This window comes from Ramlibacter tataouinensis TTB310 (assembly GCF_000215705.1).
GTDB lineage: Bacteria > Pseudomonadota > Gammaproteobacteria > Burkholderiales > Burkholderiaceae_C > Ramlibacter > Ramlibacter tataouinensis.
Genome location: NC_015677.1, coordinates 484,232 through 506,487, shown reverse-complemented (window position 1 = coordinate 506,487; position 22,256 = coordinate 484,232). Strand labels below are relative to the sequence as shown.

Sequence of the window (22,256 nt, the reverse complement as noted above, 5' to 3'; positions counted from 1 at the left end):
GGAGACATGCCATGAAAGCCTTGAAGATCGCCGCCTCGAGCCTGCTGGTGCTCCTGCTGGCCGCAGCCGGGTTCGGCTACTGGAAGTACTACAGCGACCCGATCAAGGTCAAGATCATGGGCGAGCTGCTGCTGATGCGCGCCGGCCTCATGAGCGAGACCACGCAGACCAAGGCCTGGCTCGCGGGCGCCGCGCTGCCGGTGCCCGACCGCATCGAGGTGGCGAGCGACGTGATGCCCTTCGTCAAGCTGGAGAACCTGGGCGAGCTGGCCGAGCACCGCGAGTTCAACACCGCCTGGTTCCGCGGGGCCACCGCCTGCGACGTCAACGGCGACGGCAGGCTGGACCTGTTCTTCCCCAACATCCAGCGCACCGTGGCCAAGCCCACGCCGGGCCACACGGTGGGCACCGAGCGCTTCAAGCCGCGGCCCAACGGCCTGCTCATCAACCAGGGCAACGACAAGGACGGCAGCCCGATGTTCAAGTCGGTGCAGCAGTTGCTCAAGCAGCCGGGCGCCGATCGCGTCCGCATGGAAGGCGAGCTGGTGTTCGAGGGCAAGTACAAGCCACGCGCCAGCGTGGACGAGCCCGACGACGGCGAGGGCCGCATCGGCTGGGGCGCGGCCTGCGCGGACGTGAACGGCGACGGCAGGATGGACATCCTGGTGTTGAATGGCCACTTCGGCCTGCCGTTCCAGAACGACGACTACGCCTGGCGCATCTACCCGGCGGGCACCAACCTGGGCCGCGAGTCCAGTTCGCGCGCGGTGCTGGCCAAGGCGCCGTCCTTCCTGTCCGCAGGGCTGGGAATGGAGGACGGCCTGAACAAGATGGTCGACGTCAACGGCAAGCTGGAGCCCGAAGGCCGCAACTCCATGCTGCTGAACCTGGGCGACAAGAACGGCAACGGCATTCCCGAGTGGGAGGATGCGACCGAGCGCACGGGCCTGGGCGGCAAGTGGGCTTCCGTCAGCGCCGAGGTGTTCGACTTCGACCGCGACGGCGACCTGGACATCGTGGTGGCCAATTTCATCGATCCCGACTTCACCGGCTTCACGCGCGACCACTTCGCCGGCAACCGGCGACAGCTCTACAAGAACATGCTCGTGGAGAGCGGCGAACTCGCCTTCGTCGACGTCGCCGACGACGACCTGGCGGGTGTGCACAAGGCCGGCGCCGTGGAGAGCTATTCCTACCGGCCGGGCGCCGGCAGGAAGGAGCAGAACTCCCTGGACATCTACCAGGGCAAGCAGGTGGGCGAGCCGGCCGACCACAGCTGGGCGGCGCTCTTCATGGACTACGACAAGGACGGCTGGTCCGACCTGGTGGTCTCCACGGACCAGGGCAACCGGTTCCGCGTGTACAGGAACATGGCCGGCAAGGGCTTCAAGTACGAGAAGAAATTCAACGATCTGGCCTACGAGGGCTGCTGGATGGGCATGGCCGCCGGCGACCTGGACGGCAGCGGCAGGGAGCAGGCGGTGGTCACCAACTGCGGCAGCCAGGTCATGTCGACCCGCAACACGCGCCTGTTGATCAAGGACGAGAAGGAGACCACGATCACCACGGCGTCCAACATGGCCTACGCGCACGGCGTCAACAACCTGAGCAACGCGATCCTGGCCTGGGACGCCCGGCGCGGCGTCGAGCTGCGCTCGGATCTGGCGAAGGTGGACTATTCCACCGTGCTGCCGCCCGACCAGCTGAACAAGGCCAACGTGCTGCCCGAGTACCGTGAGCAGGTGGACAAGCGCAAGTTCGCCACGACGCTGGCGGGCCTGGAGTTCGCCTACAACGTGGCCATGTTCGACGCCGACAACCGCGGCAAGCTGGACCTGTATTTCGCCGGCGGCCTGGGCCGCGGCGGCGACAATTTCGGCGACATGGCCGGCGGGCCGGGCCGCTTCCTGGAGAACATCAGCAGCCCCGGCAACATCCATTTCCGCGACCGTACGCTGGAGTACCGGCTGCTGGACATCCGGCACATGGATTACGACCACAATCCGCCGCGCCGGCCCTCACCCGGCTCGGGCTGGCACAAGCGCGACTACGTGTACGTAGGCGACACGGGATCGTACGAAGGCTACGGCCTCGATTCCTCCGGCGGCAAGGCAATGGACATCTACCGGCTGCACGAGCAGGCGATGTGCGTGATGTCCGCCGACCTGAACAACGACGGTTTCGGCGATATTCTGGTCACGCACATCGGCGGATACACCTCGAATTCGCCCGATGCGCGCAACCTCAAGGTGAATGTGCTGGGCAAGCCGCTGGCCGTGCCGCCCGTCAACAAGCTCTCCAAGGCGCCCACCACCTATGAGCCCGGGTTGACCACGCTCTATATCAACCAGAACGGCAGGAAGCAGAACCCCAGCAACTGGGTCAAGGTGAAGCTGCGCGACGACACCGGCAAGAATATCCATGCGGTCGGCGCCGAGGTGCTGGTCAACGGCAACGTGATGCGTACCGTGCGCGCCACCCAGGGTGGCGCCACCTGCTCGGCGCACGACACCCTGATCGTCGGCCTGGGCGAGGGCACGCTGCGCTCGCTGCAGGTACGCTGGCCGTCGGGCGACGCGGCGCCAAGGACCTATGCATTCAACGGCGTGCGCAACACCGACGTGTGCGTCGACCGCCGCTCGGGCGTCGTGGCCTGCAACTGATGCGACCGGCGCCAGGCAATTGGCAGGGCCACAGGCGGTCATCAGCGGCAGCGGGGTGTTTCACCCCGCGCATGAAATCACCAACGAGGAGCTGGTGGACTCGTACAACACCTTCCTGAAGCGACGCGGCGCAGGCGGCGAGCGGCCCTATGCCGACGCCACCCCCATCGTCAAGGCCTCGGGCATCCGCAGCCGCCGGGTGATCGACAAGGACGGCATCCTGGACGTGGATCGCATGCGGCCGCGGCTGGCACGGCGGGCGGCGACCGAGTTGTCGATGCAGGCCGAGATCGGCGCGCACGCGGCGCGACAGGCGCTGGCGGCGGCCGGGCTCGAGCCGGCCCGGCTGGGGATGGTGATCGCCGGCGCCACTGCGCTGGAGCGCGCCTACCCCGCCATCGCGATCGAGCTGCAGCAGGCGCTGGGCGCCCAGGACGCATGCGCCTTCGACATCAGCGCCGCCTGTTCCTGCGCCACCTTCGCCATCGCGATCGCGGCCGACGCCATCGTCGCGGGCAGCGTGGACAGCGCGCTGGTGGTGATCCCGGAACTCGCCACCGCGCAGGTGGACTTCCGCGACCGGACCTCGCATTTCATCTTCGGCGATGGCGCGGCCGCGGTGGTGCTGCAGGCGGCGGACCGCGTGACCGCCGCCTGCAGCTTCCGCATCCTGGGGCACGCGCGGCACACCCGCTTCTCCAACGCGATCCGAAACGACTTCGGCTTCCTCTCGCGCTGCATCGACGAGGCCACGGAACCCGCGACCTTCCGCCAGAACGGCGTGAAGGTGATGCGCGACGTGGTGCCGCTGGCGAGCGGCCACATCCTGGAGCATCTGGGCCGGCTGGCGATCCAGCCGGGCGATGTACAGCGCGTCTGGCTGCACCAGGCCAATGCCCACATCAACAAGCTGATCTGCGAGAAGCTGTTCGGCCGCCCCATGGACGAGCGCCGCGCTCCCAGCATCCTCGCCGAGCACGGCAACCTGGCAGCCGCCGGCGCGCTTGCCGTCTTCCACCGATTCCGCGACGATCTGCGAAGCGGCTCCGTGGGCGTCCTTTGTTCCTTTGGCGCCGGCTATTCCGCCGGCAGTGTCGTGGTCCAGCGCATGTAACCAATGACTTCGAATACAGCAACCCAGCCGGCGGTCACCGCCGAAGACCGCATCTTCCGCCTCCTGGGCATGGTGCTGCGGGCCACCAACGCGCTGAGCACGCGGCTGGCGAGCCGGCTGCTGTACTGGCTGTGGTGCCATCCGATCCGGCACCGCCCCTCCGCACGCGAGCTGGCTTTCAAGCGGGAGGCCGAGGTCAGCGAGTTCCGCGTCAACGGCGTCGGCTACAAGCTGTATGCGCAGGGCCGCGGACCGGCGGTGCTGCTGGTGCACGGCTGGGACGGCCGGGGCACGCAGATGATGGCCTTCTTCAAGCCGCTGGTGGAGGCCGGGTTCCGCGTGCTCACCTTCGACGCCCACGGCCATGGCGAGTCGGCGGGCCGGCAGACCAACGGCGTGATCATCAGCCAGATGGTGGCCGAGGTGGCGCGCCAGGCCGGCAGCCTGTACGCCATCGTCGCCCACTCCATGGGGGGCTCGTTCGCCCTGGTTGCGCTGGAGGACATCGCGGTCGAGCGCATCGCGCTGATCGCTCCGCCGCAGAACATGGAAGCGGTCTACCAGAAGGTCGAGAAGCGCCTGGGCGTGCCCAAGGCGCCAGGCGAGCTGTTCAAGCAGCAGCTGGCACGTGACTTTCCCGACGTGTGGAACCGTTTTTCCATCGAGCAGATCGTGGCGCGCCTTCCGCACGTCAAGGGCCTCGTGGTGCAGGATGCGGACGACGACTTCGTGCTGCCGCACGAGGGTCGCGCGGTGCACCGCAGCTGGCCCGGCGCGCAGCTGTTCATGACCGAGGGCTACGGCCATCGCAAGATCCTGCGGGCCGAGCCGGTGGTGCGCCGGGTGGTGGACTTCCTGCGGCAGGGCCGGCGCGAGCCGCAGCAGCACGGGGATGCGGCGTGAGCCGCGCGCACGCCGCCCGCGGGACGCACTGAATGCAACCGCAGGACCATCCGCGCGCTTGCTGGGAGGATCTGCTGCGCATCGAGGAGCAGCTGACCGAGGAAGAGCGCGCGCTGCAGGCGGCGCTGCGCAGGTTCGCGGCGGGCGAGCTGGCTGCGCGCGTGCGCGAGCTGTACCGCAGCGAGACCACGCCACGCGAGCTGTTCCTGCAGTTCGGCGGCATGGGGCTGCTGGGCGCCACCATCCAGGGCTGGGGCTGCGCTGGCATGAACAGCGTGTGCGCCGGCCTGATCGGCTTCGAGCTGGAACGCGTGGATTCCGCCTTCCACACCATGGTCAGCTCGCAGTCCAACCTGGTGATGCACGCCATCCACCGCTTCGGCAGCCAAGCGCAGAAGGACCGCTACCTGCCGCGCCTGGCCGCGGGCGAGGCCATCGGCTGCTTCGGCCTGACCGAACCCGATCATGGCTCCGACCCCAGCCGCCTGGCCAGCACCGCGCGCCCGCACGGAGATGGCTTCGTGCTGTCCGGCCGCAAGACCTGGATCAGCAACGCGCCGATCGCGGACCTGTTCGTGATCTGGGCCAAGGCCGGAACGCCGGCGATGATCCGCGGCTTCATCCTGGAGCGCGGCATGCCGGGCCTGTCCACCGCCGCCATCACGGGCAAGCTGGGCCTGCGCGCCTCCGCCACCGGCGATGTGGTGATGGACGAGGTGCTCGTCCCGCCCTTCCAGGTGCTCGGGGACGCGGCAGGCATGCGCGGGCCGCTGGCCTGCATCAACAAGGCGCGCTATGGCCTGTGCTGGGGCGCCATGGGCGCGGCCACCGCCGTCTGGCACGAGGCGCGGGGCTACGTGCTGCAGCGCCGCCAGTTCGGCCGGCCACTTGCAGCCAACCAGCTGGTGCAAAAGAAGCTGGCGGACATGCAGACCGAGATCGCGCTGGGACTGGCGGCCGCGCTGCAGGCCGGGCGCCTGCTGGACCAGGGACGGTTGCCGGCCGAAGCCATTGCCATGCTCAAGCGCAATGCGTGCGGCAAGGCGTTGGACATCGCGCGCACGGCGCGTGACATGCTGGGGGGCAACGGCATGTCGGACGCCTACTCGGTGATGCGGCACATGTGCAACCTGGAGGCCCTCAACACCTATGAAGGCACCAGCGACGTCAACGCGCTGGTCCTCGGCCACGCGCAGACCGGCATCTCGGCCTTCTCGATCTGAGCGCCGGCATTGCCGTGCGCTTACCCCACCGCTAACGCAGGACACTTCAGCCCGCCGACCCTTCGCGCACCGGTGCCGGCATGATCTCGCCGGCCAGATAGGCCCTGCGCAAGGGCGCGTGCCGGATCTTGCCGCTGGTGGTGACCGGGATGGTGCCTGGCAGCACCAGCACCATGTCGAGCGGCACGAGGTCGAAATGCTCCGCGATCAGGTCGAGCGCGCCGGCCAGCGCTTGCCGCACCTCGGCCTCGCTGCGCGGGCGGCGCACGGCTTCCTGCACGATCACCACGGATTCCTCACCGGCGGCGTCGGCCTGCACGGCGAATGCGGCGCAACGGTTGCGCTGGAACAGTTCGTGGCTGCGGCCGACCAGGTGCTCCAGGTCCTCCGCATGGATCTTGCGGCCGCGCACGATGATCAGATTCTTCCGCCGCCCCACCACCAGCAGTTCCCCGCTCCAGAGCGTGCCCAAGTCGCCCGTGGCCACAAACCGCTGCTCGCAGCCGGGCAGCCGGGCGTGCAGGACGCTCTGGGTGCGCTCGGCGTCGTGCGCATAGCGGGCCGAGACGTTGGGGCCGGCCAGCCAGATCTCGCCGATCTCGCCCGCAGCGCATGGCTGGACGGTCGCAGGATCGACGATGAAGATGGTCTGATCGGGGGCGGGCGGGCCGTTGGACACCAGTTCGACGCCGGCCGCGGCACCGGCCGCCGGGTCGGCGCACCGGAGGCGGCCTTGTTCCAGCTGCGCGCGGTCCACGCGCAGCACGACAGGCTCGGCGCGCCCGAAGCGCGAATGGCCAGCCGCCAGCAGCGTGGCTTCCGCCAGCCCGTAGCACGGCAGGAAGGCAGTGGGGTCGAAGCCGGCGCGCGCGAACTTGCGCGCGAATTCCCGCAGCGTCGAAGCGCGCACCGCCTCGGCGCCGCTGAAGGCGGCACGCCAGCCGGAGAGATCAAGCCTGTCGATCTCGGCCTCCGCGATCCGGCTCACGCAGTGGTCATACGCGAAGTTCGGGCCGCCCGCGGTGGTGGCGCCGTACCTGGAGATCGCGTCCAGCCAGCGCAGTGGCCGCTGCACGAAGGCGGCGGGCGGCATGAGCGTGCACTCGATGCCCAGGTAGAGCGGATGCAGCACGTTGCCGATCAGCCCCATGTCGTGGAACATGGGCAGCCAGCCGCAGAATTTCGTGTGTTCGTCGTGCTCGAACGCGGACTTGATCTGCACCTGGTTGGACATCAGGTTGCCGTGCGTGACCACGACACCCCTGGGCGTGCTGGTCGAGCCCGACGTGTACTGGATGAAGGCGGCGTGCCCTGCCGCCGGACGCGGCAGCGCCGTCCCCGCGATCGGGCCGGCGGTTGCGGTGTCGACCAGGTGGCATTCCAGCGCGGCGAGCGCCGGCACCGCGACGATCAGCTTCTCCACGCGCGGCAGGTCGGCCTTGCTGGTGATGAGGGCGCGGCAGCCCGAATGGCGCACGATGGCTTCCAGCCGGTCGGTGGGTCGGTTCGGCCGCGGCAGATCCACCGCCACCGGCACCAGGCCGGCGTACATGCAGGCGAACATGGCCTTGATGAAGGCCAGGCCCGAATCGAGCAGCAGCAGCACGCAGGCGCCCATTTCCTCGGACGCATGCAGGCTGAGCGCCAAGGCCCGCGTCTGGTCGGCCAGTTGGCCGAAGGTGACGCTGTCGGACTCCACGTCGCCGCCTGCCAGGAAGCGGAAGGCGACACGGTCGGGCGTCGAGGCGGCATGCCGCAGCAACACCTCCAGGATCGTGGCTTCGCCGGTGCGGCTGGTCGGCGGCGCGACGAGGGTCTCCATGGTGCTGTCGTGTGCTGCGGCTGTGTGGCCGGCGCGGCGGCGCCGGCTACTTGGACGTCGCCGGGAAGATCATGCAGGTGGTGGAGCTGTGGGCGTAAAGCCTGCCCCCGGAGTCCACCAGGCGGGCCTCGGCGGTGGCGGTGCGCGCGCCGAGATGGGCGACCTTGCCCTCGCAGCGCAGCTCGCCGCTTTCCAGCGTGATCGGCCGGATCAGGTTCACGTTCAACTGCAGCGTGGTAAACGCCGCGCCGGCCGGGATCGCCGCGTAGACCCCGCAGCTCATCGCGGAATCCAGCAGCGTGCAGGCGATCCCGCCGTGCACCGTGCCGATCGGGCTGAAGTGGAACTCCTGCGGCATGAACACGAAATCCACCTCGCCGGGATCCACGCGGCGAAGGCGGAAGTCGACCAGTTCCATGATGGGCGGCAGGCGAATCTCGCCCCCCATCATCTTGCGCATCAGTTCCAAGCCGCTCATGGTGCGGGCGATGCCGAACAGCTTGTGCGGATCCTCCCAGGTGAAGGTGCGGGTTCTCGTTGCATTCAGGATTTCCTCGCGCCGATCGGTCTGCTGGTTCATCGGTTCTTTCCTCGCTTGATGTCTTTCAGGACGCATCGGCGGCCACGATCATGTGGCCGTTGGCGCCGGTGGCCCCGAAGGTGGAGACGCCGGCGATGACCCGCCCGGCCCCCGCGTCCATGGCCTCCAGCGGAATGTGCAGGACGCGCCCGCTCTTGCGCGAACGCGGGTTGATGTCGTTGAAGTGCAGGTTGGGCGGTATCTTGCGGTGCCTCGCGATGCACAAGCCCTTGAGCAGGCCGGCCAGGCCGGACGCCGCTTCGCAATGGCCGAAGTTGGTCTTGAGCGAGCCGACCGTCACCTTGCCACCGCCACCGCCTGCGCGTTCGGCGAATACCTGTTCCAGCGAGGCGAGTTCCGTCATGTCGCCCAGCGGCGTGCCCACCGCGTGTGCCTCCACGTACTGGACCTGGGCGGCCGTGACGCCGGCGGCGGCATGCGCCCGCCGGATCAGATCCACCTGGGCAGAGGCGCGCGGCATGCTGATGCCCGCGCTTTCGCCCGTGTGGTTGAGCGCCGAGCCCAGGATCAGCCCGTGGACGCGGCGTCCCGCGGCGCGCGCCTGGCTGAGTCTTTCCAGCATCAGCACCGCGCAGCCTTCGGCGCGGATGTAGCCGTCGGCGTCGGCGCTGAACACCCGGCAGCGCCCCGACTTGGACAACATGCCGCTGGCGACGAAGGTCAGGCTGGAGTCCGGGTTGATGATGATGTTGATGCCGCCGGCCAGGCAGAAGTCCGACTCGCCCAGCAGCAGGCTCTGGCAGGCCAGGTGCACGGCCGCCAGGCCGGACGTGCAGGCCGAGTCGATGGTCAGGCTGGGCCCGCGCAGGTTGAGCTGGTTGGACACGCGGTTGGAGATGGCGGCGATCGCCGAGCCCACATAGCCCGCGATGCAGATGTTGCTGGCGCGGCTGTAGAGCCAACGGTGGTAGTCGATGTTGGTGGCGCCGCACCATACGCCGACCACGGCGCCGTCGCGTACCGGCAGATCGGCCAGCCCGGCGTCGGCCAGCGCCTCGGTGGCGCACTGCACGAAAACCGCCTGCTGGGGATCGAGCACCGAGCCGCCGTCGGGCAGCGTGTCGGGGATCAGATTGGCGGGCAGCTCATTCCGGTCGATGAAGCCGCCCGGGCAATCGAGAATCCAGCGGATGTGCTCGTGCGTCTCATCGACATAGGAGGGAAGCAGCCATTCCGCGCGGGGGCGGACGCCGGCCGCGTCCACCCCGTCCATGAGCAGCTTCCACAGCTGCTCGATCCCGGGTGCCTTGGGGAATCGGCAGCCGATGCCGACGACAGCGATCGGTTCGGGCCACATGCGCGCCGTGGTGCCGGGTCAGTCGATCCGCTGGAACGTGATCCGCAGCAGGCCCATGGTGCCGGTGTGGAACCCGACCATGGAGAGCTTGAGCCAGTGCACGTAACGCTCGTACGTGTCCAGGCCGACCGTGGAGACGATCTTGTCCCGGTGTACGCCCAGCTGCCGCACCCACTCGGCGCAGGTGCGTACGTAGCCCTGGCGGTCGTTGTGCAGGCGTACCACCTCGAACTTGCGTTCCACGGCGGTGCAGATGTCGGCCAGCCGCGGCAGGTCGGTTTCCGGCCAGATTCGCTCCAGGATGAAGGGGCTCAGGTCGGCGCGGTCGGAATTCTCGTACACGATGGTCTGCAGGGACAGCCGCCCGCCGGGCCGCAGCCAGCGCCGGCAGCGGTCGAAGAAGGCCCGGTAACCGTCGATCTTCTCGGCCAGCGCGACGTCCGGCCGGGCGAAGTGCTCGAAGGCGCCGATGGAGATGATGGCGTCATAAGGCGCGGTAGGCTCGTGATCGAACCAGCTTTCCACCCGGATTTCGATCCCCGGATTACCCAGCGACTTCACGTAGTCGGCCTGCGCCTGGCTGAGCGTGAGGCCCACCGCGTGTTGGACGCCATGGGTCTCCACCATGCGCCGCAGGCAGGGTCCCCAGCCGCATCCGATGTCCAGCGCGCGCGCCACGCCCGGCGCCTTGGCCTCGGTGATGTGATGGTCGAGCTTGCGCTTTTGTGCCGCGGCGATGTCGTCGCCCTCGTTCCAGAGCGCACAGGTGTAGGTCTTTGTTTCATCCAGCCACAGGTGGTAGAAGTCGTTGCCGACGTCGTAGTGGAACTGGATCGCGTCCTTGGAGGCGCCGGGGCTGGGCCGCTGGAGGGTGTCGGTGTCGAGCATGGCGGAGATCCTGTGTGGGCGTGACGCCTCAGGCGCCCTGGGCGGCCAGGTAAGCCGCGAAGCGCCTGATGCTCGGATGGTCGTACGGGAGGGTGGGGTCGATCTCGCGGCCGAGCCAGCGACCGAGTTCCTCGGTCATGACGATGGTCGTCAGGGAGTCCAGGCCGTTGTTGTTGAAGTAGCGGCCCGGATCGATCCTGGCGCGATCCACGCCGAGCACCCGGCTGACGTAACTGACCATCCAGTTCTCGATGTCGGTGGCGCTTGGCTTGGCAGAGACCCGATCAACGACGTCGTTTTCAACTTCCGTGTTCATACATATCTCCAGTCTTTGGATAAGACAACTCAGCGGTAAAGCGCTTTCGCGCGCATCTGTTCGGGTGTGAGGCGGTTGACTTCGCGCGCCGCGCCCATCTTTTCCAGCGCCCAGATGAAGATGCCGCCGATGTCGATCTGCCACGGCGCGGTCGAGAAGATCGCGGTGCGCGGAAACGCATGGTGCGTGCTGTGCCAGCCCTCGCCGCCCGTGACGAGCGCGAGCAGCGCGAAGTTGCGCGCGTGGTCGCCGGACTCATACACGCGGCGGCCTACGGTGTGCGCAATGGAGGTGATGGCCCAGATCGCGTGGTGCACGACGAACATGCGCACGAAGCCGCCCCACACCAGAGCGGTCCATGCGCCCCACCAGCTCTGTGTGACGAGGCCGCCGATGGCCGCCGGCAGCGCCAGGCCGGACAGCACGACCCACAGGTAGTTGTTGTTGAGCCAGCGGATGTCGGGGTCGCGCAGCAGATCGGGCCCGAAGGTCGCGTAGTTGGTCACCTCCGGCGCAAACATCGAGCCGATGTGCGCGTGCCACAGTCCCTTGATGCGCCCGCTCAGCGTGCTGCCCGACAGATGGGGCGAATGCGGATCGCCCGGCTGGTCGGAGGTCGCATGGTGTCTGCGATGGTTGGCCACCCAATGGATCACGGGCGCCTGGGCGGCCCAGGTGCCGAAGACCGCGAACACGATCTTCACCCAGCGGTCGGCGACGAAGGAGCGGTGCGCCAGCAGCCGGTGGAACCCCACCGTGATGCCCATCAGCGTGAGCAGGTACATCACCAGGCACATGGCGATATCCAGGCCGCTCACGCCCTCGCGGAAAGCGAGAAAGACCGCGTACGCGGTGAACAGCGTGGGCACGGTCACGGTGAGCCCGGCATAGAAGTTCTTCGTGCCAACCAGCCTGCGGTCGTAGACGACGGCCCTGCTACGCGGGGGTGTGGCATCTTCTTGTTGCACCGCTGCTGCGGGAGCGGTCTCCGAATACGTGCTCATGCTCTTTCTCCACAGTCAAGGCGGTTCATTGGAAGGGAAGGGAAATAAAGGAGGGTGCAGGCCGTGGCGCGGCTCGTGCCGAGGCGCCGCTGCGCAGAGGGCGCAGGCCTGCCCAGGTACCGTCGTGCAGCTTCATGTTGTCTCCCTGATGGTGCTGTACCCCGATCGGAGACGCAGTAGAACAGCGCTCTACTTTCGAAGCAACGCAAAAATGAAAACTGCGCAGATACCCGAGGGCCGGCCACCGCCTGCGCTGCAGCGGATGAGTGCAAACCGGCGGCGGAAAATCCCGGCCACAATGGCTTGGCGGGCACGGCTTCCGGCGGCCGCGGCGGGCACCCGCACGGGCAGCGGTATCATCCCGGCCCATGCTCGAACAACGGATCCAACAGCACTTCATCGACAGCGCCGACCTGAAGTACCAGGCCGCGCAGTCGCTGAGCAAGCCGATCGCGGCGGCCGTGCAGGCGGTGCTGGCCTGCGTCACCAGCGGCGGCAAGGTGCTGGCCTGCGGCAACGGCGGGTCGGCCGCCGACGCGCAGCATTTCTCGGCGGAGTTCGTGGGCCGCTTCGAACGCGAGCGGCCCGAGCTGGCCGCCATCGCCCTGACCACCGACAGCTCCATCCTGACGGCGGTCGGCAACGACTACGACTTCAACCGCATCTTCTCCAAGCAGGTACGCGCCCTGGGCCAGGCCGGCGACGTGCTGCTGGCTCTCTCCACCAGCGGCAACTCGGCCAACGTGCTGGCCGCCATCGAGGCGGCGCACGAGCGCGAGATGACGGTGCTGGCGCTCACCGGGCGCGGCGGCGGCAAGATCGGCGCCGCGCTGCGCGAGACCGACGTGCACATCTGCGTGCCCCACGAACGCACCGCCCGCATCCAGGAGGTGCACATCCTGGCGCTGCACTGCATCTGCGACGGCGTAGACGCCCAGCTGCTGGGAGAACAGGAAACCCCGACATGAAGCAACAACGACACCCCTGGTTCCCGCGCCGGCTGGCGCTCACCGCGCTGGCTGCGGTCCTCGCGGCCGGCGCGCTCGGCGCCTGCGTGCCCCTGATGGTGGGCGGCGCCGCGGTCGGCACGCTGGTGGCCATCGACCGCCGCACCTCCGGCGCCCAGCTGGAGGACGAGGGCATCGAGATGCGCGCGGCCAACCGCCTGCGCGGCCTGATGGGCGAGCGCGCCCACGTCAACGTCACCAGCTACAACCGCCGCGTGCTGCTGAGCGGCGAGGTGCCCGACGAGGCGCACAAGCAGACCGCCGAGCAGGCGGTCACGCAGGTCGAGAACGTGATGGGCGTGGTCAACGAGCTGGCCATCGGCCCGGCCAGCACGCTGACGCAGCGGTCGGCGGACGTGCTGACCACCAGCAGGGTGCGCGCGACCCTCGTCGATGCGCGCGACCTGTTCGCCGGCGCCTTCCGGGTGGTCACCGAGCGCGGCACGGTCTACCTGATGGGCCGCGTGACGCAGCGCGAGGCCGACCGCGCCACCCAGCTGGCCCGCTCGGTGGGCAGCGTGCAGAAGGTCGTGCGCATGTTCGAGATCATCAGCGAGGACGAGCTGGCCCGCATCCAGACCTACACGCGGCCGCAGCCGCCCGCGTCGCAGCCGCCGACGCGCTGAGGCCCGCCACAGGCGGCACGCCTCAGGCGATCAGCTTGTCCACGGTAATGGGCAGCTCGCGGATGCGCCGGCCGGTGGCGTGGAACACCGCGTTGGCCACCGCCGCGGCCGTGCCCACGTTGGCCAGCTCGCCGATGCCCTTGGCGCCCACCGGGTTGGCCTCCTGGTCGACTTCGGGCACGAAGATCACGTCCACCTGGCGGATGTCGGCATTCACCGGCACCAGGTACTCGGCCAGGTTGTCGTTGATGTAGCGCGCCTCGCGCGTGTCGATCTCGGTGAACTCGTGCAGGGCCGAGCCGATGCCCCAGATCATCCCGCCCATCAGCTGGCTGTGGGCCGTGCGCGGGTTCATGATGCGGCCCGCGGCGAAGGCGCCGACGATGCGCGGCACCCGGATCTCGCGAGTGCGCGCATGCACCCGCACTTCCACGAACTCGGCGCCGAAAGCGAACATGGTCTTGACGCCGTTCTCCATGTTGGCGCCGCCGCTGATGTCCACGCTGCCGCTGTACAGGCCGGCAGTGCTCTTGCTGCGGCTGGAGGCCGGGACGTAGTTGCCGGTCTCCTCGATAGCGCCCAGCTGCAGCTTCTCGAAGGCCGCTTTCCGCTGCGGCTCATCCACCCCGCCCGCCAGGCCCAGCCGCGCCAGGATCTGGTCGCACGCCAGCTTGACGGCCGAGCAGGCGCTGGCCGTGGTGACCGAGCCGCCCGACACCGGCCCCGGCGGCAGCACGCTGTCGCCGATGGTCACCGCCACGCGCTCCGGCGACAGGGACAGGCACTGCGCGGCCATCTGGCCGATAACGGTGTAGGCGCCGGTGCCCACGTCGTGCGCCGCGATCTCCACCCGCGCCGTGCCGTCCGCCGCCAGCCGCACGCGCGCCACTGCGGGCGACATCTGGGTGGGGTAGGTGGCCGTCGCGCAGCCCCACCCCACCAGCCAGTCGCCCTCGCGCATGGAGCCCGGCTGCGGGTTGCGGCGGCGCCAGCCGAAGGCCTCGGAGGCCGCGTCGTAGCACTGCATCAGGCTGCGGCTGGTGTACGGTTTACCGGTGACCCAGTTCCTGTCGGTGTCGTTACGGCGGCGTAGCTCCACCGGGTCCATGGACAGCCGGACGGCCAGCTCGTCGATCGCGCTCTCCAGCGCGTACATCACCGGCACCTCGGGCGGCGAGCGCATGAAGATCGGCGGGTTGCGGTCGGCGCGCACCATCCGGCCCGTGCTGGCCACGGCCGGGAAGGCGTACATGGCCGCCGAGTTCTCGATACCGCCGTTCACGTAGGGGTCGGTGCGCCCATTCAGCTCCCAGATGTCGTGTTGGTAGGCGGTGAAGCGGCCTTCGCGCGTGGCGCCCAGGCGCACGCGATGCCGCGTCTCGTGGCGATGGCCCGAGATGGTGAAACCCTGGTCGCGGGTGGCCACCAGCTTGACAGGCCGGCCGAGCTGGCGCGCCGCCAGTGCCACCAGCGCGGTGCGCTGGGTCAAGGCGCCCTTGGAGCCGAAGGCCCCGCCCACGAAGTCGTTGACGACGCGGATCTTCTCCGGCGGCATGCCCAGCTGCTCGGCCAGCCCGGTGCGCAGGCCGTAGACGAACTGGCTGGGCTCGTAGACGGTGAGCTCGTCACCCAGCCAGTGCGCCGTGGTGGCGAACAGCTCGATCGGGTTGTGGTGCTGGGTCGGCGTGCCGTACTGCGCATCGACCACCGCGGCGGCGGCGCGAAAACCCGCTTCCGCGTCGCCCAGCGCGGGATCCTTGCGCTCCTTCAGCACCTCGGCCGTGCGCTGTTCGACCAGGCCTTTGGAGCCGAAGGTGGCCGCCGGCGCCTGCCGCTCGTAGCGCACGCCCAGGCGGTGCGCCGCCTCGCGCGCGGCCTCGTAGGTCTCGGCCACCACCATCGCCACGATCTGGCCGTCGTGGTGCACCTCGGGCCCGGCCAGCGGCGGCACCGCCGTCAGCCCCTGGCCGCCGGCGAAGAAGTGCTTGACCTCCTGCAGCTTGGGCCGGTTGGCATGCGTCATCACGGCCAGCACGCCCGGCACGGCGCGCGCCGGCGCCTCGTTGAAGCCCAGCACGCGCCCTCTGCCGATGGTGCTGGTGACCAGATAGGCATGGGCGGGGTTGGCCACCGGCATGTCGGCGGCATAGCGTGCCGCGCCGGTGACCTTGGCGCGGGCCTCGCGCCGGGCGATTGGCTCGCCCATGTTGGCCTGTGGTTTCGGCACCGGTGCGCTCATGACGCCACCTCCATGGTCTTGGCTTGCATCAGGGCCCGCACCAGCGTCTGTTCGCCCAGCGGGATGCGGAAAGCGTTGTGCTCGCGCGGGCGGGCGCCGGCAAAGGCGGCGCGGGCGGCGGCCAGGGCATTGGCCTCGGTCAGCGGCCTGCCCGCCAGCGCGGCCTCGGCCTCTCGCGCGCGCCAGGGCACGGCCACCGGCCCGCCCAGGCCGATGCGCACCTGGCGCACGGTTTCGCCGTCAAGATCGAGCGCGACCGCGGCACTGGCCAGCGCGAACTCGTAAGACTCGCGGTCGCGCACCTTAAGGTACAGCGAGCGCCGCATGAAGGGCGCCGCTGGGACGCTGAAGCCGGTGATCAGCTCGCCGGGCGCCAGCACGGTCTCGATGTGCGGCGTCTGCCCGGGCAGGCGGTGCAGCCGCGCGAACGGCAGCGAGCGCGCGCCGCGCGGTGCCAGCGTGTGCACGGTGGCGTCCAGCGCCACCAGCGCGGTGGCCCAGTCGCCGGGGTAGCTGGCGATGCACGACTCGGAGGTGCCCAGCACCGCGTGCCAGCGGTTCTGCCCCTCCAGGGCCGAACAGCCGCTGCCCGGCTCGCGTTTGTTGCAGGGCCAGCTGATGTCGCGGAAGTAGGCGCAGCGCGTGCGTTGCAGCACGTTGCCGCCGGTGCGCGCCATGTTGCGGATCTGCGGCGAGGCCGCCAGCCACATGGCGTCCGACAGCACCGGGTAGTCGCGCCGCACCGCGGGATGGTCGGCCACCTGGCGCATGGTCGCCAGCGCGCCGATGCGCAGGCCGTCGCGGCCGGCCTCGATGCTGTGCAGGCCGGGAGCCTGGAGCCGGGTGATGTCCACCAGCTGCGCCGGCCGCATCACGTCCAGCTTCATCAGGTCGACCAGGGTGGTGCCGCCGGCCAGGTACTGCACCGGCGCACGCACCGGCGTTTCGGCGGCAGCGTCCGAGGCGGCGCGCACCGCGCCCTGCGGGTCGGTGACAAGGTATGGGTGACCGGCCGCATCAGGTCCTCCGCATGCGGGGAGCGGCTTCGCGCACCGCCGCGACGATGTTCGGGTAGGCGGCGCAGCGGCACAGGTTGCCGCTCATGTACTCGCGGATCTCGGCGTCGTTCGAGGCACGCCCCTCCTGGACGCAGGCCACCGCACTCATGATCTGCCCGGGCGTGCAGTAGCCGCACTGGAAGGCGTCGTTGTCGATGAAGGCCTGCTGCATGGGGTGCAGGGCGTCGCCCTGGGCCAGGCCCTCGATGGTGACCACCGGCCGTCCCTGCGCCTGCACCGCCAGCGTCAGGCAGGACAGGACCCGTTCGCCGCCAGCCAGCACGGTGCAGGCGCCGCACTGCCCATGGTCACAGCCCTTTTTGGAGCCGGCCAGCCCCACGTGCTCACGCAGCGCATCCAGCAGTGTGGTGCGGGGATCGAGGTTCAGGCGGTGCTCGGTGCCGTTGACCTGCAACACCAGCGGCATCGAGCCACCAGCCGGCGCGGTGCCGGCCCGCGGCAGGCGGCCTTGGGCCGCCGCCTGATCCGGCGCACCCATCGTGAGGGGGATTGCCGCTCCGGCCGAGCCGCTGAGCAGGAACTTGCGCCGCGAAAGGTCGGCGCGCCCCGGGGTGTCCTCATCCATTGATCGCCCTTTGCCGTAAAGAGCGTCAACACGGCAATCCGCGTTCCTGGACCAACGGCGATGGCGTGCGCGGCCGGACTGGCGGGCTAGGCGGCAGCGAGCGAGTGGCCGTAGGGCCTTAGCTCACAGCGTGCGCTCACTTAAGACGCGTGATCAAGCTGGAAGTGTCCCAGCGGCGCCCGCCCTGGTTTTGCACGTCCGCGTAAAACTGGTCGACCAGGGCGGTGACCGGCAGCCGCGCGCCGTTGCGCTTGGCCTCGTCCAGCACCAGGCCCAGGTCCTTGCGCATCCAGTCGACCGCGAAACCGAAGTCGAACTTGCCTTCGATCATGGTCTTGCCGCGGTTGTCCATCTGCCAGCTCTGGGCCGCGCCCTTGCCGATGACCTCCAGCACCTGGGCCATGTCCAGCCCGGCCTTCTGGCCGAAGGCGATGGCCTCCGACAGGCCCTGCACCAGGCCGGCGATGGCGATCTGGTTGACCATCTTGGCCAGCTGGCCGGCGCCGCTGGGGCCCAGGTGGGTGAAGGCGCGCGAGAACGCCATCGCCGCCGGCCGGGCGGCCTCGAAGGCCGCCTTGTCGCCGCCGCACATCACCGTGAGCAGGCCGTTCTGCGCGCCGGCCTGGCCGCCGGACACCGGCGCGTCGACGAACTTCAGGCCCTTGGCCGCCGCCGCGGCCGACAGCTCGCGGGCCACGTCGGCCGAGGCCGTCGTGTGGTCGACGAAGACCGCGCCGGGCTTCATCCCGGCCAGCACCCCGTCGGCGCCGAGCACCACCGAGCGCAGGTCGTCGTCGTTGCCGACGCAGCAGAACACGAGGTCGCAGCCCGCCGCCGCCTCGCGCGGCGTGGCCGCGGACTGGCCCTTGAACTCGCCGGCCCAGGCCTGGGCCTTGGCCGCGCTGCGGTTGTAGACGGTCACCTGGTGCCCGGCCAGGGCCAGGTGGCCCGCCATGGGAAAGCCCATCACGCCCAGGCCGAGGAAGGCCACCTTGCGGGACGGAGTGGGGTCGTAGGTCTTGGGGTTGGTGCTGGGCATGGTCGGCCTTAGGGGTGGTGGAAGGCCGGATTCTAGGAACTTCGGACTGCCCGGAATGAAAACGCCCGCTGCCAGCGGGCGCTCCGTTCGCGCGCAATAGCATGCAGCGCGAACACCCTTTGAAAGAGGATCCGGCTCCGCCGGTCCTCCTTCAACTGATCAGGAAAACAACTTGGAAATCGCGCAGCGATTTCCAAGTTAAACGATGGCCAGGTGCTCGGTGCCCGCCGACAGGTCCTGGGTCTTGGCCCGCTGGCTGTTCAGCTTGATCTGCAGCCGCAGGTCGTTGACCGAGTCGGCGTTGCGCAGCGCGTCCTCGTAGCTGATGACGTTGCCCTCGTAGGCATCGAACAGCGCCTGGTCGAAGGTCTGCATGCCCAGGTTGCGGCTCTTCTTCATGATCTCCTTGATCTCGGAGACCTCGCCCTTGAAGATCAGGTCGGAGATCAGCGGGGTGTTGAGCATGATCTCCACCGCCGCCGCGCGGCCCTTGCCGTCCTGCTTGGGCACCAGGCGCTGCGACACCATGCCCTTGAGGTTGAGCGACAGGTCCATCAGCAGCTGGGTGCGGCGCTCCTCGGGGAAGAAGTTGATGATCCGGTCCAGCGCCTGGTTGGCGCTGTTGGCGTGCAGCGTGCACATGCACAGGTGGCCGGTCTCGGCGAAGGCGATCGCGTGCTCCATGGTCTCGCGGTCGCGCACCTCGCCCATCAGGATCACGTCGGGCGCCTGGCGCAGCGTGTTCTTCAGCGCCGCCTCCCAGCTGTCGGTGTCCAGGCCGACCTCGCGCTGCGTCACCACGCAGTTCTTGTGCGGGTGCACGAATTCCACCGGATCCTCGATGGTGATGATGTGGCCCTGGCTCTGCTCGTTGCGCCAGTCGATCATGGCCGCCAGCGTGGTCGACTTGCCCGAGCCGGTGGCGCCCACCAGCACCACCAGGCCGCGCTTGGCCATCACCACCTCCTTGAGCACCTGCGGCACGCCCAGGCCGTCGATGGTGGGCAGCACCTGCGGGATCACCCGCAGCACCATGCCGACCTTGCCCTGCTGCACGAAGGCGTTGACGCGGAAGCGGCCGATGCCCCCCGGCGAGATCGCGAAGTTGCACTCCTTGGTGCGCTCGAACTCCGAGGCCTGCTTGTCGTTCATGATCGAGCGGGCCAGCGCCAGCGTGTGGCCGGCGTTCAGCGGCTGCGGCGAGACCTTGGTGACCTTGCCGTCCACCTTGATGGCGGGCGGGAAGTCGCCGGTGATGAACAGGTCGCTGCCGTTGCGGCTGACCATCAGCTTGAGCAGGTCGTTGATGAATTTGCTGGCCTGGTCGCGTTCCATCGTGCTGCTCCTCGCTTATCCGGGAAAGTTCTCGGGGATCTTGGCCTTGCTGCGGGCTTCGGCCGGGCTGATCATGTTGCGCTTGACCAGGTCAGCCAGGTTCTGGTCCAGGGTCTGCATGCCGAAGCTGTTGCCGGTCTGTATCGCCGAGTACATCTGCGCCACCTTGGCCTCGCGGATCAGGTTGCGGATGGCGCTGGTGCCCAGCATGATCTCGTGCGCGGCCACCCGGCCGTTGCCGTCCTTGGTCTTGCACAGCGTCTGCGAGATCACCGCCTGCAGCGACTCGGACAGCATGGCGCGCACCATCTCCTTTTCCTCCGACGGGAACACATCGATGATCCGGTCGATGGTCTTGGCGGCACTGGAGGTGTGCAGCGTGCCGAACACCAGGTGGCCAGTCTCGGCGGCGGTCATCGCCAGGCGGATGGTCTCCAGGTCGCGCATCTCGCCCACCAGGATGCAGTCCGGGTCCTCGCGCAGCGCCGACTTGAGCGCCGCGGCGAACGACAGCGTCATCGGCCCGACCTCGCGCTGGTTCACCAGGCATTTCTTGGACTCGTGCACGAACTCGATCGGGTCCTCCACCGTCAGGATGTGGCCGTACTCGGTCTCGTTCAGGTAGTTCACCATCGCGGCCAGCGTGGTCGACTTGCCCGAGCCGGTGGGGCCGGTCACCAGCACCATGCCGCGCGGCTTGAGCGCCAGCTCGCCGAAGATCTTGGGCGCGTTGAGCTGCTCGAGCGAGAGGATCTTGGACGGGATGGTCCGGAATACGGCGGCCGCGCCGCGGTTCTGGTTGAAGGCGTTGACGCGGAAGCGCGCCAGGCCGTCGATCTCGAACGAGAAGTCGCACTCCAGGAACTCCTCGTAGTTCTTGCGCTGGGTGTCGTTCATGATGTCGTACACCATGGCGTGCACCTGCTTGTGGTCCAGCGCGTCGACGTTGATGCGGCGCACGTCGCCGTGCACGCGGATCATGGGGGGCAGGCCGGCGGACAGGTGCAGGTCGGACGCCTTGTTCTTCACGCTGAATGCCAGCAGCTGGGTAATATCCACGAGTCCCTCTTGTCGTTCCAGTCCCGATCGATTATGACGACGATTCCAGACAACCTCCAACAAGTACGCTCGCGCATCGCCGCGGCCTGTGCTTCGGCGCAACGCCGTGCGGACGAAGTCACGCTGCTGGCCGTGTCCAAGACCTTCGGCCCCGAGGCCGTGGCCCAGGCCCACGCGGCGGGCCAGCGCGCGTTCGGCGAGAACTACATCCAGGAGGCGGTGGACAAGCGGGCGGCGCTGGCGCACCTGCCCCTGGAGTGGCACTGCATCGGCCCGATCCAGAGCAACAAGACGCGCCTGGTGGCGCAGCATTTCGACTGGGCCCACACCGTGGACCGCCTGAAGATCGCGCAGCGGCTGTCCGAGCAGCGGCCGCCGGCGCTGCCGCCCCTGCAGGTGTGCATCCAGGTCAACATCGACGGCGGCCCGACCAAGGCCGGCATCGCGCCGCAGGAGGCGCTGGCGCTGGCGCAGGAGGTCGCCCGGCTGCCGCGCCTTTCGCTGCGCGGCCTGATGACCCTCCCCGAGCCGGCGCCGGATTTCGAGTCGGCCCGCCAGGTCCACCTGCGGGCCGCGGCCCTGTTCCGGCAGCTGCGGCAGGCCGGGCTGGCGCTGGACACGCTGTCCATGGGCATGACGGCGGACCTGGAGGCCGCCGTCGCCGCCGGCAGCACCCTGGTGCGCGTGGGCACGGCGATCTTCGGCGGACGGGCGCGCAAGGTCTGAGCGCAGCTTACCTAAGTGGCAGGTGCTGTCCGCATGAAAAAGGCCCCGCAATGAGGCCTTCGCTTGGGGAGATGCTGGTCAGCGCCGCTGGGCAGGCCGGGCGCCACCGCCATCCGCCCGTCGTTCCGGCAAATGCCGAAACATGATGCGGCCCTTGGTCAGGTCATACGGCGAAAGCTCGAGAGTCACGTCGTCGCCGGCAATGATGCGAATGCGGTGCTTCTTCATCTTGCCGCCGGTGTAGGCCACCAGCTGATGCCCGTTGCTGAGGATGACGCGGCAGCGCGAGTCCGGCAGGATCTCGTCCACGCGACCGCGCATCTCGATCAGTTCTTCCTTGGCCATCAGAAGCGACGGGCGGCGCCAGAACCGCCAGTGCGTGGCTCCATCGGGCGGGCCTCATTGACCACGAGGTCACGGCCGCCGTGCTGCTGGCCGTGCATGCCCTGGATCGCGGACTGAGCTTCGGCCGCACTCCCCATCTCGACGAAACCGAAGCCCTTGGACCGGCCGGTGTCCCGGTCCATGACGACTTTGGCGCTGCCGACGGTCCCGAACTGGCTGAAAGCCTGTTGCATCTCACTATCGCCGAAGGAGTAAGGCAGGTTGCCCACGTAGAGTTTGTTTCCCATGATGTCTCCATTAGGAATTGGTCGCAAAGCGACATGCCGTGCGCCTGCACAACGCCAGAGAACATCGGGAGGGGAGTTCGACAACGTCGCTTCGGAGTGCCAGGCCGAAGGAAGGAGA

At 68.8% G+C, this 22,256-nt stretch carries 21 protein-coding genes; 7 read left to right on the top strand and 14 right to left on the bottom strand.

Going from position 1 to position 22,256, the window contains the following annotated elements; genetic code table 11:
* Positions 1-11 precede the first annotated feature (11 nt).
* From RTA_RS02480 to RTA_RS02465, 4 genes are read left to right on the top strand one after another with little or no spacing between them, the layout of a single operon-like run.
* The gene (locus RTA_RS02480) at positions 12-2,663 is read left to right on the top strand and encodes an FG-GAP repeat domain-containing protein (RefSeq protein WP_013899799.1); all 2,652 of its coding nucleotides are present in this window, start codon (positions 12-14) and stop codon (positions 2,661-2,663) included.
* A gap of 19 nt (positions 2,664-2,682) precedes the next feature.
* Positions 2,683-3,777: a beta-ketoacyl-ACP synthase III gene (locus RTA_RS02475; protein WP_041674980.1), complete on the top strand. Its 1,095-nt coding sequence runs from the start codon at positions 2,683-2,685 to the stop codon at positions 3,775-3,777.
* A gap of 3 nt (positions 3,778-3,780) precedes the next feature.
* On the top strand, positions 3,781-4,680 hold the full coding sequence (locus RTA_RS02470) for an alpha/beta fold hydrolase (protein WP_013899797.1): 900 nt from the start codon (positions 3,781-3,783) through the stop codon (positions 4,678-4,680).
* Positions 4,681-4,712: 32 nt separating this feature from the next.
* Positions 4,713-5,903, top strand: a complete 1,191-nt coding sequence (locus RTA_RS02465; RefSeq protein ID WP_013899796.1) for an acyl-CoA dehydrogenase family protein — start codon at positions 4,713-4,715, stop codon at positions 5,901-5,903.
* Positions 5,904-5,949: 46 nt separating this feature from the next.
* On the opposite strand, the gene RTA_RS02460 is transcribed toward RTA_RS02465, so the two are convergent.
* From RTA_RS02460 to RTA_RS02435, 6 genes are read right to left on the bottom strand one after another with little or no spacing between them, the layout of a single operon-like run.
* Positions 5,950-7,725 (bottom strand): fatty acyl-AMP ligase, encoded by a 1,776-nt coding sequence (locus RTA_RS02460; RefSeq protein ID WP_013899795.1) that lies wholly within the window; start codon positions 7,723-7,725, stop codon positions 5,950-5,952.
* Between the two features lie 46 nt (positions 7,726-7,771).
* A complete protein-coding gene (locus tag RTA_RS02455) occupies positions 7,772-8,305 on the bottom strand; it encodes a PaaI family thioesterase (RefSeq protein WP_013899794.1) in 534 nt (177 codons plus the stop codon).
* A 25-nt stretch (positions 8,306-8,330) separates the two neighbouring features.
* Entirely contained in the window at positions 8,331-9,623 is a 1,293-nt protein-coding gene (locus RTA_RS02450) for a beta-ketoacyl [acyl carrier protein] synthase domain-containing protein (protein WP_013899793.1), read from the bottom strand.
* An 18-nt stretch (positions 9,624-9,641) separates the two neighbouring features.
* Positions 9,642-10,511 (bottom strand): SAM-dependent methyltransferase, encoded by an 870-nt coding sequence (locus RTA_RS02445; protein ID WP_013899792.1) that lies wholly within the window; start codon positions 10,509-10,511, stop codon positions 9,642-9,644.
* Between the two features lie 28 nt (positions 10,512-10,539).
* Positions 10,540-10,827: an acyl carrier protein gene (locus tag RTA_RS02440; RefSeq protein WP_013899791.1), complete on the bottom strand. Its 288-nt coding sequence runs from the start codon at positions 10,825-10,827 to the stop codon at positions 10,540-10,542.
* Between the two features lie 29 nt (positions 10,828-10,856).
* Entirely contained in the window at positions 10,857-11,831 is a 975-nt protein-coding gene (locus tag RTA_RS02435; protein WP_013899790.1) for an acyl-CoA desaturase, read from the bottom strand.
* A 368-nt stretch (positions 11,832-12,199) separates the two neighbouring features.
* Between RTA_RS02435 and RTA_RS02430 the strand changes: the two genes are divergently transcribed.
* Together RTA_RS02430 and RTA_RS02425 are read left to right on the top strand one after the other, a co-directional pair.
* The gene (locus RTA_RS02430; protein WP_013899789.1) at positions 12,200-12,799 is read left to right on the top strand and encodes a phosphoheptose isomerase; all 600 of its coding nucleotides are present in this window, start codon (positions 12,200-12,202) and stop codon (positions 12,797-12,799) included.
* On the top strand, positions 12,796-13,464 hold the full coding sequence (locus RTA_RS02425) for a BON domain-containing protein (protein ID WP_013899788.1): 669 nt from the start codon (positions 12,796-12,798) through the stop codon (positions 13,462-13,464). Before RTA_RS02430 ends, RTA_RS02425 begins: the two co-directional genes overlap by 4 nt.
* Before the next feature lie 22 nt (positions 13,465-13,486).
* Here the strand turns inward: RTA_RS02425 and RTA_RS02420 are convergent, their stop codons facing one another.
* The 6 genes from RTA_RS02420 to RTA_RS02395 all read right to left on the bottom strand — a co-directional run bounded on the left by RTA_RS02420 (position 13,487) and on the right by RTA_RS02395 (position 20,780).
* Positions 13,487-15,703, bottom strand: a complete 2,217-nt coding sequence (locus RTA_RS02420) for a xanthine dehydrogenase family protein molybdopterin-binding subunit (RefSeq protein ID WP_013899787.1) — start codon at positions 15,701-15,703, stop codon at positions 13,487-13,489.
* Positions 15,700-16,677 (bottom strand): FAD binding domain-containing protein, encoded by a 978-nt coding sequence (locus tag RTA_RS02415; RefSeq protein WP_013899786.1) that lies wholly within the window; start codon positions 16,675-16,677, stop codon positions 15,700-15,702. The genes RTA_RS02420 and RTA_RS02415 overlap by 4 nt, the downstream gene beginning before the upstream one ends.
* Before the next feature lie 43 nt (positions 16,678-16,720).
* The gene (locus RTA_RS02410) at positions 16,721-17,347 is read right to left on the bottom strand and encodes a (2Fe-2S)-binding protein (protein ID WP_013899785.1); all 627 of its coding nucleotides are present in this window, start codon (positions 17,345-17,347) and stop codon (positions 16,721-16,723) included.
* Between the two features lie 136 nt (positions 17,348-17,483).
* A complete protein-coding gene (locus RTA_RS02405) occupies positions 17,484-18,386 on the bottom strand; it encodes an NAD(P)-dependent oxidoreductase (protein ID WP_013899784.1) in 903 nt (300 codons plus the stop codon).
* Positions 18,387-18,584: 198 nt separating this feature from the next.
* Positions 18,585-19,721: a PilT/PilU family type 4a pilus ATPase gene (locus RTA_RS02400; protein ID WP_013899783.1), complete on the bottom strand. Its 1,137-nt coding sequence runs from the start codon at positions 19,719-19,721 to the stop codon at positions 18,585-18,587.
* A gap of 15 nt (positions 19,722-19,736) precedes the next feature.
* Positions 19,737-20,780 (bottom strand): type IV pilus twitching motility protein PilT, encoded by a 1,044-nt coding sequence (locus tag RTA_RS02395; protein ID WP_013899782.1) that lies wholly within the window; start codon positions 20,778-20,780, stop codon positions 19,737-19,739.
* A 33-nt stretch (positions 20,781-20,813) separates the two neighbouring features.
* On the opposite strand from RTA_RS02395, the gene RTA_RS02390 reads away from it, so the two are divergent.
* Positions 20,814-21,506, top strand: a complete 693-nt coding sequence (locus tag RTA_RS02390) for a YggS family pyridoxal phosphate-dependent enzyme (RefSeq protein WP_013899781.1) — start codon at positions 20,814-20,816, stop codon at positions 21,504-21,506.
* Positions 21,507-21,584: 78 nt separating this feature from the next.
* On the opposite strand, the gene infA is transcribed toward RTA_RS02390, so the two are convergent.
* Both infA and rbp read right to left on the bottom strand, forming a co-directional pair.
* Positions 21,585-21,851, bottom strand: coding sequence for a translation initiation factor IF-1 (gene infA / locus RTA_RS02385; RefSeq protein ID WP_013899780.1), 267 nt, complete (start codon positions 21,849-21,851; stop codon positions 21,585-21,587).
* Positions 21,851-22,138 (bottom strand): RNA-binding regulator, encoded by a 288-nt coding sequence (gene rbp / locus RTA_RS02380; protein ID WP_013899779.1) that lies wholly within the window; start codon positions 22,136-22,138, stop codon positions 21,851-21,853. Before rbp ends, infA begins: the two co-directional genes overlap by 1 nt.
* Positions 22,139-22,256 lie beyond the last annotated feature (118 nt).

Coding starts and splice junctions, on each gene's coding strand:
- RTA_RS02425 (WP_013899788.1), top strand. CDS start 12,796: ATGAAGCAACAACGACACCCCTGGTTCCCGCGCCGGCTGGCGCTCACC.
- RTA_RS02400 (WP_013899783.1), bottom strand. CDS start 19,721: ATGGAACGCGACCAGGCCAGCAAATTCATCAACGACCTGCTCAAGCTG.
- RTA_RS02460 (WP_013899795.1), bottom strand. CDS start 7,725: ATGGAGACCCTCGTCGCGCCGCCGACCAGCCGCACCGGCGAAGCCACG.
- RTA_RS02470 (WP_013899797.1), top strand. CDS start 3,781: ATGACTTCGAATACAGCAACCCAGCCGGCGGTCACCGCCGAAGACCGC.
- RTA_RS02480 (WP_013899799.1), top strand. CDS start 12: ATGAAAGCCTTGAAGATCGCCGCCTCGAGCCTGCTGGTGCTCCTGCTG.
- RTA_RS02445 (WP_013899792.1), bottom strand. CDS start 10,511: ATGCTCGACACCGACACCCTCCAGCGGCCCAGCCCCGGCGCCTCCAAG.
- RTA_RS02420 (WP_013899787.1), bottom strand. CDS start 15,703: ATGAGCGCACCGGTGCCGAAACCACAGGCCAACATGGGCGAGCCAATC.
- RTA_RS02405 (WP_013899784.1), bottom strand. CDS start 18,386: ATGCCCAGCACCAACCCCAAGACCTACGACCCCACTCCGTCCCGCAAG.
- RTA_RS02390 (WP_013899781.1), top strand. CDS start 20,814: ATGACGACGATTCCAGACAACCTCCAACAAGTACGCTCGCGCATCGCC.
- RTA_RS02435 (WP_013899790.1), bottom strand. CDS start 11,831: ATGAGCACGTATTCGGAGACCGCTCCCGCAGCAGCGGTGCAACAAGAA.
- RTA_RS02440 (WP_013899791.1), bottom strand. CDS start 10,827: ATGAACACGGAAGTTGAAAACGACGTCGTTGATCGGGTCTCTGCCAAG.
- RTA_RS02455 (WP_013899794.1), bottom strand. CDS start 8,305: ATGAACCAGCAGACCGATCGGCGCGAGGAAATCCTGAATGCAACGAGA.
- RTA_RS02450 (WP_013899793.1), bottom strand. CDS start 9,623: ATGTGGCCCGAACCGATCGCTGTCGTCGGCATCGGCTGCCGATTCCCC.
- infA (WP_013899780.1), bottom strand. CDS start 21,851: ATGGCCAAGGAAGAACTGATCGAGATGCGCGGTCGCGTGGACGAGATC.
- RTA_RS02410 (WP_013899785.1), bottom strand. CDS start 17,347: ATGGATGAGGACACCCCGGGGCGCGCCGACCTTTCGCGGCGCAAGTTC.
- RTA_RS02465 (WP_013899796.1), top strand. CDS start 4,713: ATGCAACCGCAGGACCATCCGCGCGCTTGCTGGGAGGATCTGCTGCGC.
- RTA_RS02430 (WP_013899789.1), top strand. CDS start 12,200: ATGCTCGAACAACGGATCCAACAGCACTTCATCGACAGCGCCGACCTG.
- rbp (WP_013899779.1), bottom strand. CDS start 22,138: ATGGGAAACAAACTCTACGTGGGCAACCTGCCTTACTCCTTCGGCGAT.